The sequence below is a fragment of the Paenibacillus sp. FSL R10-2199 genome (genome assembly GCF_038000235.1).
In the GTDB taxonomy this organism is placed as follows: Bacteria; Bacillota; Bacilli; order Paenibacillales; family Paenibacillaceae; genus Paenibacillus_AQ; species Paenibacillus_AQ phytohabitans.
This window is the reverse complement of sequence record NZ_JBBOBO010000002.1, coordinates 1145220-1159743: the sequence shown is the minus strand read 5'-3', so window position 1 is coordinate 1159743 and position 14524 is coordinate 1145220. Positions and strand designations below refer to the sequence as shown.

At 48.5% G+C, this 14524-nt stretch carries 15 protein-coding genes; 12 read left to right on the top strand and 3 right to left on the bottom strand.

The window, feature by feature from the left end:
- Window positions 1-37: 37 nt before the first annotated feature.
- Window positions 38-565, bottom strand: a complete 528-nt coding sequence (locus NYE33_RS32805) for a phosphatase PAP2 family protein (RefSeq protein WP_039301542.1) — start codon at window positions 563-565, stop codon at window positions 38-40.
- A gap of 408 nt (window positions 566-973) precedes the next feature.
- Here NYE33_RS32805 and NYE33_RS32800 point away from each other — a divergent pair, with 408 nt between their 5' ends.
- The 4 genes from NYE33_RS32800 to rplT all read left to right on the top strand — a co-directional run bounded on the left by NYE33_RS32800 (window position 974) and on the right by rplT (window position 3646).
- Window positions 974-2212, top strand: coding sequence for a glycosyltransferase family 2 protein (locus NYE33_RS32800; protein WP_042134481.1), 1239 nt, complete (start codon window positions 974-976; stop codon window positions 2210-2212).
- A gap of 287 nt (window positions 2213-2499) precedes the next feature.
- Window positions 2500-2997, top strand: a complete 498-nt coding sequence (gene infC / locus NYE33_RS32795; RefSeq protein WP_039301536.1) for a translation initiation factor IF-3 — start codon at window positions 2500-2502, stop codon at window positions 2995-2997.
- Between the two features lie 57 nt (window positions 2998-3054).
- Window positions 3055-3255, top strand: coding sequence for a 50S ribosomal protein L35 (gene rpmI, locus NYE33_RS32790; protein ID WP_036696104.1), 201 nt, complete (start codon window positions 3055-3057; stop codon window positions 3253-3255).
- A gap of 31 nt (window positions 3256-3286) precedes the next feature.
- On the top strand, window positions 3287-3646 hold the full coding sequence (gene rplT, locus NYE33_RS32785) for a 50S ribosomal protein L20 (RefSeq protein WP_036649386.1): 360 nt from the start codon (window positions 3287-3289) through the stop codon (window positions 3644-3646).
- A 118-nt stretch (window positions 3647-3764) separates the two neighbouring features.
- On the opposite strand, the gene NYE33_RS32780 is transcribed toward rplT, so the two are convergent.
- Window positions 3765-4307 carry an acyl-CoA thioesterase gene (locus tag NYE33_RS32780; RefSeq protein ID WP_039301523.1) on the bottom strand — a complete coding sequence of 181 codons (543 nt, stop codon included), beginning with the start codon at window positions 4305-4307 and terminating at the stop codon, window positions 3765-3767.
- 305 nt (window positions 4308-4612) lie between these two features.
- Here NYE33_RS32780 and NYE33_RS32775 point away from each other — a divergent pair, with 305 nt between their 5' ends.
- From NYE33_RS32775 to NYE33_RS32755, 5 genes are all read left to right on the top strand, one after another.
- Window positions 4613-5692 (top strand): BMP family lipoprotein, encoded by a 1080-nt coding sequence (locus NYE33_RS32775; protein WP_042134482.1) that lies wholly within the window; start codon window positions 4613-4615, stop codon window positions 5690-5692.
- A gap of 178 nt (window positions 5693-5870) precedes the next feature.
- Window positions 5871-7409 carry an ABC transporter ATP-binding protein gene (locus tag NYE33_RS32770; RefSeq protein ID WP_341069482.1) on the top strand — a complete coding sequence of 513 codons (1539 nt, stop codon included), beginning with the start codon at window positions 5871-5873 and terminating at the stop codon, window positions 7407-7409.
- On the top strand, window positions 7402-8478 hold the full coding sequence (locus tag NYE33_RS32765) for an ABC transporter permease (protein WP_039301514.1): 1077 nt from the start codon (window positions 7402-7404) through the stop codon (window positions 8476-8478). Before NYE33_RS32770 ends, NYE33_RS32765 begins: the two co-directional genes overlap by 8 nt.
- Window positions 8479-9429 (top strand): ABC transporter permease, encoded by a 951-nt coding sequence (locus NYE33_RS32760; protein ID WP_042134484.1) that lies wholly within the window; start codon window positions 8479-8481, stop codon window positions 9427-9429.
- Window positions 9430-9604: 175 nt separating this feature from the next.
- Entirely contained in the window at window positions 9605-9958 is a 354-nt protein-coding gene (locus NYE33_RS32755) for a hypothetical protein (RefSeq protein WP_341069479.1), read from the top strand.
- A 22-nt stretch (window positions 9959-9980) separates the two neighbouring features.
- Here NYE33_RS32755 and NYE33_RS32750 read toward each other — a convergent pair whose 3' ends face one another.
- On the bottom strand, window positions 9981-10427 hold the full coding sequence (locus tag NYE33_RS32750) for a GNAT family N-acetyltransferase (protein WP_039301506.1): 447 nt from the start codon (window positions 10425-10427) through the stop codon (window positions 9981-9983).
- Window positions 10428-11048: 621 nt separating this feature from the next.
- Here NYE33_RS32750 and ilvB point away from each other — a divergent pair.
- The 3 genes from ilvB to ilvC all read left to right on the top strand — a co-directional run bounded on the left by ilvB (window position 11049) and on the right by ilvC (window position 14460).
- Window positions 11049-12800, top strand: coding sequence for a biosynthetic-type acetolactate synthase large subunit (gene ilvB / locus NYE33_RS32745; RefSeq protein ID WP_341069477.1), 1752 nt, complete (start codon window positions 11049-11051; stop codon window positions 12798-12800).
- 5 nt (window positions 12801-12805) lie between these two features.
- Window positions 12806-13285, top strand: coding sequence for an acetolactate synthase small subunit (ilvN, locus tag NYE33_RS32740; RefSeq protein ID WP_039301592.1), 480 nt, complete (start codon window positions 12806-12808; stop codon window positions 13283-13285).
- A gap of 182 nt (window positions 13286-13467) precedes the next feature.
- Window positions 13468-14460: a ketol-acid reductoisomerase gene (gene ilvC / locus NYE33_RS32735; protein ID WP_039301500.1), complete on the top strand. Its 993-nt coding sequence runs from the start codon at window positions 13468-13470 to the stop codon at window positions 14458-14460.
- Window positions 14461-14524: the final 64 nt, after the last annotated feature.

Sequence of the window (14524 nt, the reverse complement as noted above, 5' to 3'; positions counted from 1 at the left end):
CTTTAGTGGTATTCAGGGGTCCGCAGCCGGGAGGGCGTCAGACCCATAGCGCAAGCGTGCCTGCGGCAACGCCGGAGCCGATTACCGCACCAGCGATGACATCGGACGGATAATGCAGCCCGAGATAGATCCGGGAGAAGCCGACCGTGCAGGCGAGCGGAAGCAAGATATAGGTCAGGGCAGGGTAGGCCATCATATAAGGAACCGTAGAGGCGAAGATAGCTGTAGTATGGCCTGAAGGAAAAGAATGATCCTTAAGCGGATTATGAAACGTATTGGTGCCCGGCAGCGCCAGATAAGGCCGCATGCGCGGATAGAGCTTTTTGGCAACGGCAACGGGCAGATGGCTTACAGCCAGTGCTGTCAGTGCCTGCAGTCCTGTAGTTCTCCATGGCTGTGGACACAGTGCCCAGATCAGAATATTGATACCGATGGAGCTCGTAGCTCCTCCGAGATGAGTGAGGTACCAGAGCCAGAAGTTCAGAAAACGGTTGTGCAGCCGTCCGTTAATCCATTGAAAGAGAAGCCGCTCCAAGAGATGCAGTTTCTTGAAAAAAGGTCTCATATCTTGTCCCTCCGTTAGTCCGGCTAAAGATATTTGGCGCAGCTTAAGCAGCAGGTTCCAAGACCTGAAGCTGTCTTTATCATACTTTTTTAAGGCAGTCCATTTCAAGAAAAAGCTCGGAATCACTCGAAAAATGCCAGTTTTGACTTGTGTACCCCAATGCGTCTACAATGATTCAAGCAGGAAGATCCCGTTTATAAGGTAACAGAGAAATAAGGATTCGGCCATGATCCGGATACCATGTTCATATCTTAGGAACGGGGCTATATACAATTCGGAAGCCTGCCCGAGAAAAAGGGATAATTCTTGTCTGCTGTAAGGGATGCAACAAAAGGGTCAGAAAGAACGTTAACAAGCCTGAGAGAGAAAGAGAACATCTAGACTTGGAAAAGGGGGCATCAAAAGATCATGACAGACGCATTGTTTGTTACGCTCCAAGTGATCTTGGCGGCAATTGCAGTTTATCAGTTTGCATTCTCACTGTTTGGGCTGCACAAGAAAAAGAACAAGGTTAAGTATGCGCCGCAAAAGTCATTTGCCGTACTGGTTGCCGCGCACAACGAGGAAGAAGTAGTCGGCGCGTTAATGGAAAATCTGAAGCAGCTTAATTATCCCCAGGAACTGTACGATGTATTTGTCATCTGCGATAACTGTACGGATAATACAGCAGCCATCGTACGGGAGCACGGCATGAATGCCTGTGTACGTACCAACACGAATCTTCGCGGAAAAGGTTATGCTATCGAGTGGATGCTCAAGGAGCTGTGGGCGCTGCCCCGCCAGTATGATGCTGTCGTGATGTTTGATGCCGACAACCTCGCGCATACCGAATTCCTGACCGAAATGAATAATGATCTATGCTCAGGCGGCCGTGTAATTCAAGGTTATATCGATACCAAGAATCCGGAGGATTCATGGATTACCGCTGCTTACGGCGTATCCTACTGGTACATCAACCGGCTCTGGCAGCTGTCGCGCCATAATCTGAATATGGCCAACTTCCTCGGCGGAACAGGCATGTGCTTCGAGACGAACCTGCTCAAAGAGATGGGCTGGGGGGCCACAAGTCTGGTGGAGGATTTGGAATTCACCATGCGCAGCGCTTCTAAGGGTGTGTATCCAAGATTCAACTATGATGCCAAAGTCTTCGATGAGAAGCCGCTTACGTTCAAGGCTTCCTCCAGACAGCGTCTGCGGTGGATGCAGGGGCATTTCACAGTCGCCCGCCGTTATTTCTTCCCTTTGCTGTGGCAGAGCATCAAAGAACGCAGCCTGACGAAGTTTGACTTGGCGCTCTATGGAGCGAACGTCTACATTGTGCTGCTGACGTTCCTGATGACGGCGGTAATGTGGATCGACAACTCCATGTTCGATGGTCCGCACATTGCTAATATTTACGGTCATTTGCCGCTCTGGCTGAGCTACTTTGCCATTGGCGCCAATATTCTGACCTTCCTGCTGGCCATGGCGCTGGAGAAGGTGAAGTTCAAGAAGGTATATCTGTACCTCCTGGCCTTCCCGGTTTATCTGCTCTCGTGGTACCCCATTACGTTCTACGCGTTCTTCACGCAGAACAACAAGCAATGGAGCCATACCAAGCACACGCGTGTGGTGCGGCTTGAGGAAGTGCAGAGCAAGCAAGTGTAGTATAATGCCTGATTGTTATCTAAGTATTTTTTGGGGAAGATATTGACACCGTTCGCTCAGTGTTGTATAGTATTCAAGTATGCAAAACATAGGGATTGCAAGCAGAAGCACCGGCTTCTCACCTGAACGGCTAAATTGCCGACTGGTTTTGATCTCAATGCTTTATGAATGGTTATAATTCATGAACGTTGATCAAACGGGGTGTCGGGGAGTTACCGGCATCCCTTTTTTATGGAGAACCGCATTACAAGAAGATCCGGAGGTGGAGTATTATCAGTAAGGAACATATGATCAATGATGAAATTCGGGCCAAAGAGGTCCGGCTGGTTGGAGCAGAAGGTGAACAAATCGGGATCAAACCGATCCGCGAGGCGTTGCAGATGGCGATCGATCTTAATCTTGATTTAGTCAATGTAGCACCGCAGGCGAAACCGCCGGTATGCCGCATCATGGATTACGGCAAGTTCCGTTATGAAACGCAGAAGAAAGAGAAGGAAGCGCGCAAGAACCAGAAGATCGTGGATATCAAGGAAGTCTGGTTCCGTGCTAACATTGAAGAACATGATTATCAGACCAAGTTCCGCAATGTTATCAAGTTCCTGGGCGAAGGCGATAAAGTGAAGTGCTCCGTTCGTTTCCGCGGACGTGAGATTACCCATGCGAGTATCGGCCAGAAGATCCTGGAGCGTGTGAAGAACGAAGTGGAAGATATTTCTGTTGTTGAGCGCCAGCCTAAGCTGGAAGGCCGCAGCATGATTATGATTTTGGCTCCTAAAGCCCAATAATCCTGGAGTCACTTGCACAGCAATTTGGCGCCGCATAATATTCAAGGAGGAAACACCATGCCTAAAATGAAAACACATAGCAGCCTGAAAGGCCGCTTTAAGATCACTGGAACTGGTAAAGTATTGCGTTACAAAGCTCACAAGAACCACTTGCTGTCCCACAAATCGAAACGCGCAAAACGCGTATTGAACGGCAATCCAGTAATGGCCCCTGGGGATGTAAGACGTTTGAAACAAGGACTTGCTAACTTGAAATAGTTAATTACACATTTTTGGGAGGTTTATTAATATGGCAAGAGTTAAAGGCGGATTTGTAGTTCGTCGTAGACATAAAAAAGTATTGAAACTGGCAAAAGGTTACTTCGGTTCCAAGCACCGCATTTTCAAAACAGCTAAAGAGCAAGTAATGAAATCGATGGTTTATGCTTACCGTGACCGTCGTCAGACTAAACGTAACTTCCGCAGACTGTGGATCGTTCGTATCAACGCTGCAGCGCGTTTGAACGGTCTTTCCTATAGCAAGCTTGTATACGGCCTGAAATTGGCTGGCGTAGAAGTGAACCGTAAGATGCTGGCTGATCTGGCAGTGAATGATCTGAACGCATTCAACTCCCTGGCTGTAGTTGCCAAAGAGAAGATCAACGCGTAAGAATGATATAAACCGAAAAGCACCGCCTGCGGGATGTCCCGTGTGACGGTGCTTTTTTGTGCCGTAAGGCTGAGCTGCTGCTCCCTGCTATATTGAAGGAACAGAATTCCGGAGAGTGCTATTCCCAGTACTTTGTTGTGCTAAGCTGTGAAGCCAGCTTCTTGCTGCTGGCGCGTCTGATCTTGCGCAGCTCCGAACGCTCGTTGGCCGATTGGCAGATCAGCTTCTCTTCCTCAGTCTCGGCAATGATGGCCGGAACAGGGGATGGAGTGCCATCTTCATGGACTGCAACGAAGGTAAGGAACGATGTAGCTGCAACAGCACGTTCACCTGTATAGAGGTTCTCCGAGATGATTTTGACGAATACCTCGATGCTGGTGCGTCCCGTCCAGGAGACGAAGGATTCGAAGCAGACAGAATCAGTTGGCCTGATCGGCAGAAGGAAGTCTACAGAATCAGCGGAGGCGGTTACCACATTCGTACGGCAGTGGCGCATGGCCGAGATAGAGGCAACTTCATCAATTGTGCTCATCAGTTTGCCGCCGAACAATGTTTTGTGGTTGTTAACATCATTCGGGAAGACACGGCCGGTTTTGAATACGCGGGATTCGTGGCAGTATTTAGAGGCCGGTACAACTTGAGGTTTGTTTTCTTGATCCATTTCAGTAACTCCCTTTGCGAACAATATGTAAACATTCATGATAATAGAAAAGCCATCACTGTGCAATAATAACGTTAATGCGCGGGTATCACAAGATGAATTTCGAGGTTTCCTGACACCTACCATACATAGCGGTTACATGCCATGTCATGGTAAGCGGTTTCTTGTTGAAAAATGCAAATTATTATTGACCTGAGGTCATTAATAGACTGGATTTTAGCTTTTTTTGCAGGTATAATTTGTTCTAATGGTATGTCCAAGCAGAACACAGAAGACATCCAATTTTCTAAGGGGGATCACATTCGATGAAGAAGTTTTACCAACTATCTTTAGTTATGGTTATGGCATTCACTGTTATTTTGGCAGGATGCGGAAACAATAACAACGCAAACACCAATGCTGGAGCAGCAACTACTGCACCAACGACAGATGCAGCAGCAACAGAAGCACCAGCAGCAACTGAGGCTCCTAAGGCTGTCAAACTCGGTCTCGTAACTGACGTGGGCGGCGTTAATGACAAATCCTTTAACCAATCCGCTTGGGAAGCCCTGCAGGCTCTGGAAACAGAATCTGGCGCTGAAATCAAATACCTGCAAAGTAAATCCAATGCAGACTATGAGCCAAACCTTAACCAATTCGTTAAAGGCGGCTATGATCTGACTTGGGGTATCGGTTTTGACCTTGGCGATGCAGTGTTGAAGGTTGCTAATGAGAACCCGACTGCTAACCTGGCAATCATTGACAGCGTAGTGGAAGCTCCTAACGTTGAATCTGTTACGTTTGCTGAGAACGAAGGATCCTTCCTGGTAGGTGTTGTTGCAGGTCTGACAACCAAAACTAACAAAGTAGGCTTCATCGGCGGTATGGAAAGCCCGGTTATCAAGCGTTTCGAAGTTGGCTTCAAAGCCGGCGTAGAAGCTGTAAACCCTAAGGCAGAAGTGAAGATTACTTATGCAGGTGCTTATGACAAGCCTGATACTGGTAAATCCCTGGCTGCAACCCTGTATGATGCAGGCAATGACATCATCTTCCCGGCTGCCGGCGCTACAGGTAACGGCGTATTCAATGAAGCTAAATCCCGCAACAAAGCTGGCGGTACTAAAGTATGGGTTATCGGCGTAGACAAAGACCAATCCCTGGAATTTGGCGACGACGTAACTTTGACTTCCATGATCAAACGTGTTGATGAAGCGGTTAAGAAGGTTTCCCAACAAGTGGTTGACGGAACATTCAAAGGCGGCACTACAACTGTTCTTAGTCTGAAAGACAACGGCGTAGGCCTTCCTGAAACATCCAAGGCTAACGTTTCTGCAGAAATCCTGGCTAAAGTTGACGAGTACAGCAAACAAATCATCGATGGAACAATCACTGTTCCTTCCGAGTAATTCTTTGCATCACCTTTACTGGATTTAACCATATCAAGAAACAAGGCCGGTTACTTGAGCTGGCCTTGTTCTCTGTTACAACATTTGTTATAGGTATACACAGCGGTACCGTCCTGCATAGGGCGGTACAGCCGTGTCTATAAGGCAGTATTATATATTCTGTGATGAGGGTGATACCATGAGTGCTGCGGCTCCTGTCGTAGAGTTGAAGCAAATCACAAAACGCTTTCCCGGTATTGTCGCGAATGACTCTATCAGTCTGACGCTGGAAAAAGGCGAGATACATGCACTGCTTGGTGAGAATGGGGCAGGCAAATCAACCTTGATGAATATCGTATTCGGACTGTACCAGCCCGATGAAGGCAGCATCGAAATCGACGGGAAACCGGTTATTATCGATAACCCCAATAAGGCTATTGAGCTTGGCATTGGTATGGTTCACCAACATTTCAAGCTAGTAGAGCCTTTTACGGTAACCGAGAACATTGTTCTTGGCATGGAACCGAAAAAAGGTCTTAAAATCGACTATAAATCCGCTGCGGAGCAGGTTCGTAAGCTATCGGAGCAGTACGGTCTTCAAGTCAATCCAAATGCCAAAATTCATGACATTTCGGTAGGCATGCAGCAACGGGTAGAGATTATGAAAACCCTGTACCGCGGAGCGGATATACTTATATTCGACGAGCCTACCGCTGTACTTACGCCCCAGGAAATTACTGAACTGATGGCGATTATGAAGCGGCTCGTTGCCGAAGGCAAGTCCATTATACTTATTACCCATAAGCTGAAAGAAATTATGCAGATTTCCGACCGTGTAACCATTATCCGGCGGGGCAAGGTAATTGATACCGTTAAGACCTCCGGCACGAATCCGAACGAGCTGGCCGAAAAAATGGTCGGACGCGGTGTTACCTTCAAAGTAGACAAGCAGCCGGCACATATTGGTGAAGGCATCCTGAAGCTGTCTGATGTCAGAAGTAAAAGCAAGGATGGGGTCCCTGTGCTGAATGGCCTCAGCTTTGAAGTGAAAGCGGGCGAGATTCTGGGGATTGCAGGCGTCGACGGCAACGGACAAAGTGAGCTTATTCAGGCGATTACCGGTTTGCGCAAGATCGATTCCGGTTCAATTACAGTTTCGGGCAAGGAAATTACCAACCTCTCTCCGCGTAAGGTGTCTGAAATGAATGTCTCCCATATCCCGGAAGACCGGCACAAGCATGGACTGGTACTTGATTTCACCGTGAGTGAGAATATGGTGCTGGAAACGTATTATAAGAGCCCGTACAATCAGAACGGATTCTTGAATAAGGATGTTATCAACAAGCATGCAGAAGATCTGGTGAAGCAATTCGATGTGCGTACGCCTTCAATTGAGAACAAGGCCCGGTCATTATCCGGCGGTAATCAACAGAAAGCGATTATTGCGCGGGAAATAGACAAAAATCCGACGCTCCTGATTGCAGCACAGCCTACACGCGGCCTTGATGTCGGAGCCATTGAATTTGTTCAGAAGCAGCTGATTGCCCAGCGTGACCAGGGCAAAGCCGTATTGCTGATCTCTTTTGAACTGGACGAAATTATGAATGTATCCGACAGAATTGCCGTTATTTATGAAGGGCAGATTGTCGGAGAAGTATTCCCGCAGGATACGAATGACCAGGAACTGGGTCTGATGATGGCGGGAAGCTTGAAGCGGGGAGGCCACGCGGATGTCTAGAATCAAAAAAATATTCGCTACAGACACCTACATTATTCCGCTTATTGCGATTCTGTTGGGTTTCCTGGTCGGCGCTATCGTTATGCTGATTGGCGGATACGATCCGGTTGCAGCCTACTCAGCGTTATTCAAACGCGTATTCGGCAGTCCATACGATTTCGGTGAAGCTGTGCGCGAGATGACTCCGCTAATGTTCACAGGTCTCGCGGTAGCCTTTGCTTTCCGTTCTGGGATGTTTAACATTGGCGCGGATGGTCAGGTAATGATTGGTATGACGGCTGCTTCAGTAGTCGGCATCAAGCTTGGCGGCGTATTGCCTGCATTCCTGCTTGTACCTCTTGCGGTGATTGCAGCGGGTGTGTGCGGCGGACTTTGGGCAGGGATTGCCGGTTATCTGAAGGCCAAACGCGGAATCAACGAAGTTATTACTACGATCATGTTGAACTGGATTGCGCTCTTCCTGTCGAACTATATTGTCCGGACCTTCCTGCTCTTACAGGGACAGAACCGTTCGGAAGATAACCCGGCATCGCTGTCGATGACCTTCCTGTTCTCCACATTCGACAATGCCCGTCTGCACTGGGGAACGGTTATTGCCCTTGCAGCAGCTACATTCTTCTACGTCTATTTGTGGAAAACCAAGCAAGGTTACGAAATGCGTGCGGTAGGTTTAAACCCGCATGCTGCAGAATATGCAGGTATGAATGTAGGACGCAATGTGATCAAAGCGATGTTCATCAGTGGTGTGTTCGCCGGATTGGCGGGAGCTGGTGAGGTACTGGGTGTGTTCCATTATCAATCGGTATTCGCGGCATCACCTGGTTATGGATTCGATGGTATCGCTGTGGCTCTGCTCGGGCTGACTCATCCGCTCGGCGTCATTCTCGCTGCTATTCTATACGGTACGCTTACGTATGGTTCTGCAGGGATGAGCTTTGGTGCTGATGTACCTCCGGAGCTGATCCGTATTGTCATCGGTTCAATTATTTTCTTCATTGCTGCGCAAGGCATTGTACGCTGGGTGCTCAAACCGTTTTACTTCAAGCGCAAGAAAGAGAAGGTGTTATAGATGGAAGTCTTAGGCCAACTGCTCAATACAACGCTTGTTTTTTCCACGGCGCTTATATTTGCCGCCCTTGGCGGCATCTTCTCTGAACGATCCGGTGTCGTCAACATCGGACTTGAAGGCTTGATGATGTTTGGTGCATTTGCTGCAGCAGTAGGCGGGTACTATGCTCAGGAAGCAGGAATGGGTGAATGGGCGCCATGGGTTGGTGTGCTTAGTGCCATGGCTGTGGGTGTGATTGGTTCACTGATTCATGCGGTGGCTTCGATAACCTTCAAGGCCGATCAGACGATAAGTGGTACGGTCATCAACTTCCTTGCCGCAGGCAGTACACTGTACATGGTTAAGCTAATCTTCGACGGATCCGGTGAAACTCCGCTGATCGACGGTTTTAGCAAAGTAGCCATTCCCGGGCTTTCCAAGATACCAGTGATCGGAGAAGGGATTTTTAATTCCTATCCAACGACCTACTTAGCGATTATATTGGTAGTTGTTATTTATTTCGTCCTGTTCAAAACTCCGTTTGGACTCCGTCTGCGTGCAGTCGGTGAACATCCGAGTGCAGCAGATACACTTGGTGTAAATGTAAACAAGATGAGATATATTGGTGTAATGCTTAGCGGCCTGCTGGCTGGTATCGGCGGAGCTACGATTACTTTGACAACTACCGGTACATTTGCACACAATACCATCTCCGGACAAGGCTTCATTGCCATTGCGGCGATGATCTTCGGTAAATGGAATCCGCTCGGTGCTTTCGGAGCAGCCGTATTCTTCGGTCTGTCCCAGGCCATCCGTAACTATGTGCAATTGTTTGAATGGTCCAAGAGTATCCCGCAGGAATTCATTTTCATGATTCCTTATGTACTAACCATCATCGTCCTGGTCAGTGCAGTCGGACGTTCTTCGGCACCTAAGGCTTTGGGGGAACCATACGATCCGGGCAAACGCTAGGGTCGGTATCTCCTGTTTAATTCTTTTTCGTTGCAGAGCGCATTTCCGGTTATCCGGAAATGCGTTTTTTTGTTAGCGGTGATGCTGCTCCTTCATGATTCGGGCAGGACAGATGTACAGGCAAATACCGGCCGAGGCGAATAGACTGCTTAAGAAACTCATTAGGAGGGATATTATGGCACAGCCGGTTACGAAAAAACAAGTCATGAAGCTGGTGGGTAAAAATATCGTTGCAGTAAAAAAAGACGGCTCCAAGGTGATGGGCAAGTTACTCCGTGTTTCGGGCAACCGTCTTGTTCTACAGCGTATCAGTGGTAAAAAAGTACAAACCAAAGCATTGATTCCGCTTGTATTGTTTGATTTGCTGGCTATAGGTACGGCTCCATATGGCTATGGCGGTGGAGGCTATGGCTATGGCGGTGCCCCATATGGAGGCGGTTATGGCTATGGCCCAGGGCCTGTTCCCGGTCCTTACGGCGGTTATGGTCCAGGTTCCGGTTATGGTGTCCCACCTATTGGATTCTTTTAAGCTGTAGAACAGCCTGAGTTCATCAGATGAACTGTTTTTCAAGCTCATAACAGTAGTTTTGCGGTTGATAACGGGCTACGCTGTAGCCCAGTTTTTCATAAAAGGCAAGACCGGCTGTATTCCCGGTATCCACAGAAACCTTTGCCCGCCGGCATGCACGTGATAGTGCAAACCGCTCCGCTCTGTCCATCAGCATATTCCCGTAACGCCTACGCCTTGCATTAGGCGCAATGGCGAGCATATCGATATATAACAAATCTCCATGCAGCATAAAGTGTACGAACCCCAGCGGATCACTCTCATAGTCAGGACAAGCCACGAGAGTAACGCCTTGCCCCAGACGGCGGGGCAGATCTTTTCTGACCTGATTGATAATCGTCTGTGGAAGATGGGATAGCGGGACAAGCTGCTTTTCAATCAAGTCAAAAATGACGGTGTCATCCTGCTTGGGTCTGCGGTAACGAATCATAAAATGCCCCCTTTCCACGCATTGTCGTACATCATATGCCCTGCCTGGTGTGGGCGTTCCGGTAAGGGTAGAACAACATTTTGTGAAGAATTTAATATATATCCGCAAGATGGGTATTGACTTACCGTGTGAGGAAATCATATAATGTGTCTAAACATTTTAACGAACATACATGTATCGGCGATGAAGAGGACGAAGTTTTAAGGGCTCTTTTGTTCAGAGAGTGAGAGGAACTGCTGCAACCTCCACCAAAATCCCTTATATACGAGCTCACCTCGGAGCTGTTTCCCTGAAAGGTCCATCAGCAAGAGCGGTGGAATTATTAGGGGGAATCGTTTGGTCCGCGTTAGGGACTTCAGGTTACAGAGATTTGGGCCCTGCCTACATCGATGGATTTTTGTATCCTGATAAGGCATTTCATCGTGAGATGTAATGCAAACATGGGTGGTACCACGGAAGCTAAACCTTTCGTCCCTCACGCGCTTATTCTGCGCGTGGGAGGCGAGAGGTTTTTTTGTTGAATAGGGAGGATTTACAGCCTGTTCGTCAATATTAAATGTTGTATAAAAGACGTCCTGTCATTTGAATAATGAATGTGAACAATCGAAGGGAGGAATACTGATGAGCGCGCAATTACCGGAAGAAGTGCGGTCTATAGAGCAGTTACGTGAGAAATGGAAAAATCCTGAGGTGATTACAGGTTCCGAAGTCCTGCTGCGCAGTCTAGTACTGGAAGGTGTGGATACTGTATTCGGATATCCGGGCGGGGCTGTACTCTATATCTATGATGCTCTTTATGGATTCGATGATTTCAAACATATTCTGACACGCCATGAGCAGGGAGCGATTCATGCAGCTGACGGATATGCCAGAGCGAGCGGAAAAGCAGGCGTATGTATCGCTACTTCAGGCCCGGGGGCAACTAATCTGGTAACAGGAATTGCTACTGCATTCATGGACTCTGTTCCGCTGGTGGTAATCACCGGGAACGTATTCTCCAGCCTGATCGGCACAGATGCTTTTCAGGAAGCGGATATTACCGGTATAACGATGCCGATTACGAAGCACAGCTATCTGGTACGGGATGTTGAAGACCTGCCGCGAATTATTCATGAGGCCTTCCATATCGCGAATACGGGACGCAAGGGTCCGGTACTGATTGATATTCCGAAGGATGTATCTGCTGCTAAGACATTGTTCACGCCGGTTCAGCAGCAAGGCGTTAACCTTCGCGGCTACAACCCGCGCACTGTGCCTAACAAGCTTCAGCTTGATAAGCTGGTGAAGGCCATTGCTGCTGCAGAGCGTCCGATCATTATTGCAGGCGGCGGGGTCATTTACTCCGGAGCGCATGAAGCGATGTATAAATTCGTGAAGCGTACAGAAATTCCTATTACTACAACACTGCTGGGTCTGGGCTGTTATCCGAGTGCGGAGGATCTGTGGATGGGAATGCCGGGCATGCACGGTACCTATACAGCGAACAATGCGATTCAACAATGCGATCTGCTAATTAATATTGGTGCCCGGTTTGATGACCGTGTAACCGGTAAGCTGGATGGTTTCGCTCCCAAAGCCAAGATTGTTCATATCGACATCGATCCGGCGGAGATCGGCAAGAATGTATCGCCTGATATTCCAATCGTTGGCGATGTCAAAACCGTGCTGGAAATGCTGATTCCTGATGTTAAGCGGGCCGCGAATGCGGATGCCTGGAGAACGCAAATCGCCCAGTGGAAGCTGGATCAGCCGCTGCGTTATAAAGATTCAGAGTCAGAGCTGAAACCGCAATGGGTAATTCAAATGATTAATGACACCACTAAAGGCGAGGCAATTGTTACTACTGACGTAGGACAGCACCAGATGTGGGCTGCACAATATTACAAATTCAATCACCCGCGCGCATGGATTACTTCAGGTGGTCTTGGTACAATGGGCTTCGGCTTCCCTGCGGCAATCGGAGCGCAAATGGCACATCCGGAGCGGCTGGTAGTCTCCATTAATGGTGACGGCGGCATGCAGATGTGTTCACAGGAACTTGCGATTTGTGCGATTAATAAGATTCCGGTCAAAATCGTTGTAATCAACAATCAGGTACTGGGAATGGTCCGGCAATGGCAGAATCTCATCTATGAGAAGCGTTACAGCTATACCGATCTTGCCGGCAGTCCGGATTTTGTGAAATTGGCTGAAGCTTACGGAGTTAAGGGTCTGCGGGCTACGAATAAAGAGGAAGCCGGAGCTGCGTGGAAAGAAGCCCTGGAAACACCTGGACCCGTCCTGGTAGAATTCGTTGTCCCTAAAGACGAGAATGTCTACCCGATGGTAACCCAAGGGTCAACCATTGATCAAATGCTGATGGGGGATGAATAGCGGTGATGAGACATACGATTTCCGTGCTTGTAAATGACCAGCCAGGTGTGCTGCAGCGGGTATCCGGACTGTTCGGCCGCCGGGGGTTCAATATTGAGAGTATAACTGTAGGCCAGTCTGAAGAGATTGGGCTGTCCCGGATGGTTATCGTTACTCTTGGAGACCAGCATACGCTTGAGCAGATTGAGAAGCAGCTCTACAAGCTGATCGATGTCATCAAGGTTATTGATCTTGGCTCCAAGCCCATGGTTGCCCGTGAGCTGGCGTTGATTAAGGTCAAGGCTGATCCGGCTGAACGGCCTGAGATTATGGGTGTTGTCGAAACCTTCCGGGCCTCGGTAGTGGATATCGGAACAACAAGCTTACTAGTACAGGTGGTTGGAGAGACCCAGAAAATTGATGCTATGATTGAGCTGCTGAAGCCTTATGGCATTAAGGAACTGTCACGAACAGGTGTAACGGCGATGATCCGCGGTAATGCGTGATCGTCACAATTTACAGCTTTAACGGATTACTGCTTGCTTGCATTAATTTATTAAGATATGGTTAGGCTTTCCCGCGAAAGAGCGGGGGCTTGAGGAGCACGGCAATGCATAGGTAAGGAAACACCGCGCTCTTGAAGCACCCGCTCTTTACGATGGGTCCAAATTAAAGGAGGATATTGACAATGGCAGTTACAACGTACTATGAACAGGATGCAGAGCTTAGCGTATTAAAAGGAAAGACAATTGCAGTAATCGGGTACGGAAGCCAAGGGCATGCTCAGGCACAAAACTTGCGTGACAGTGGACTTCAGGTTGTCATCGGCCTGCGTGAAGGCAAATCTTTTGAAACTGCCAAGAATGACGGTTTTGAAGTATTGTCTGTAGCAGAAGCAGTATCCCGTGCAGATGTAGTGCAGATTCTCATGCCGGACGAAACACAGGCATCCGTATATAAGAATGAAATTGAACCGAACCTGAAGAACGGCGCGGCTCTGATGTTCTCCCATGGCTTTAACGTACATTTTGGTCAAATCGTTGCTCCTAAGGATGCAGACGTGCTGCTGGTAGCACCTAAGTCCCCGGGTCACATGGTTCGCCGTACTTATGTTGAAGGCTTCGGAGTTCCCGGCCTGATCGCCATTGAACAGGACGCAACCGGTAATGCCAAGGCGATCGGACTAGCATATGCCAAAGGTATCGGCTGTACCCGTGCAGGAGTTATCGAAACTTCCTTCCGCGAAGAAACAGAAACAGATTTGTTCGGTGAACAAGCTGTCCTCTGCGGCGGTGTATCTGCACTGATCAAAGCCGGATTCGAAACACTGACAGAAGCCGGTTATGCTCCTGAGATGGCTTACTTCGAGTGTCTGCATGAAATGAAATTGATCGTGGACCTGGTGTATGAAGGCGGACTTGCCACTATGCGCGATTCCATCAGTAACACAGCTGAATACGGTGATTATGTAACCGGACCACGCATCATCACGGATGAAACCAAAAAAGCAATGAAAGAAGTGCTGTCCGATATTCAACAAGGTAAATTCGCCCGCGACTTTATCCTTGAGAACCAATCCGGCCGTGCCTTCCTGACAGCTACCCGCCGCAACGAAGCCGCTCATCCGGTAGAAGTGGTAGGAAGCCAGCTGCGTGAAATGATGCACTGGATTAAGAAATAGGACATATACTTAAGACTACATGAACCATAGGTGATTCTCAGATGCGGCCGTAATTTTGCGAGCC

Excerpts from the sequence above, each read along its gene's own strand:
- NYE33_RS32750 (WP_039301506.1), bottom strand. The coding sequence starts at position 10,427 with ATGATTCGTTACCGCAGACCCAAGCAGGATGACACCGTCATTTTTGAC.
- NYE33_RS32760 (WP_042134484.1), top strand. The coding sequence starts at position 8,479 with ATGGAAGTCTTAGGCCAACTGCTCAATACAACGCTTGTTTTTTCCACG.
- NYE33_RS32780 (WP_039301523.1), bottom strand. The coding sequence starts at position 4,307 with ATGGATCAAGAAAACAAACCTCAAGTTGTACCGGCCTCTAAATACTGC.
- NYE33_RS32805 (WP_039301542.1), bottom strand. The coding sequence starts at position 565 with ATGAGACCTTTTTTCAAGAAACTGCATCTCTTGGAGCGGCTTCTCTTT.
- rplT (WP_036649386.1), top strand. The coding sequence starts at position 3,287 with ATGGCAAGAGTTAAAGGCGGATTTGTAGTTCGTCGTAGACATAAAAAA.
- rpmI (WP_036696104.1), top strand. The coding sequence starts at position 3,055 with ATGCCTAAAATGAAAACACATAGCAGCCTGAAAGGCCGCTTTAAGATC.
- NYE33_RS32755 (WP_341069479.1), top strand. The coding sequence starts at position 9,605 with ATGGCACAGCCGGTTACGAAAAAACAAGTCATGAAGCTGGTGGGTAAA.
- NYE33_RS32775 (WP_042134482.1), top strand. The coding sequence starts at position 4,613 with ATGAAGAAGTTTTACCAACTATCTTTAGTTATGGTTATGGCATTCACT.
- ilvC (WP_039301500.1), top strand. The coding sequence starts at position 13,468 with ATGGCAGTTACAACGTACTATGAACAGGATGCAGAGCTTAGCGTATTA.
- NYE33_RS32800 (WP_042134481.1), top strand. The coding sequence starts at position 974 with ATGACAGACGCATTGTTTGTTACGCTCCAAGTGATCTTGGCGGCAATT.
- NYE33_RS32770 (WP_341069482.1), top strand. The coding sequence starts at position 5,871 with ATGAGTGCTGCGGCTCCTGTCGTAGAGTTGAAGCAAATCACAAAACGC.
- ilvB (WP_341069477.1), top strand. The coding sequence starts at position 11,049 with ATGAGCGCGCAATTACCGGAAGAAGTGCGGTCTATAGAGCAGTTACGT.
- infC (WP_039301536.1), top strand. The coding sequence starts at position 2,500 with ATGATCAATGATGAAATTCGGGCCAAAGAGGTCCGGCTGGTTGGAGCA.
- NYE33_RS32765 (WP_039301514.1), top strand. The coding sequence starts at position 7,402 with ATGTCTAGAATCAAAAAAATATTCGCTACAGACACCTACATTATTCCG.
- ilvN (WP_039301592.1), top strand. The coding sequence starts at position 12,806 with ATGAGACATACGATTTCCGTGCTTGTAAATGACCAGCCAGGTGTGCTG.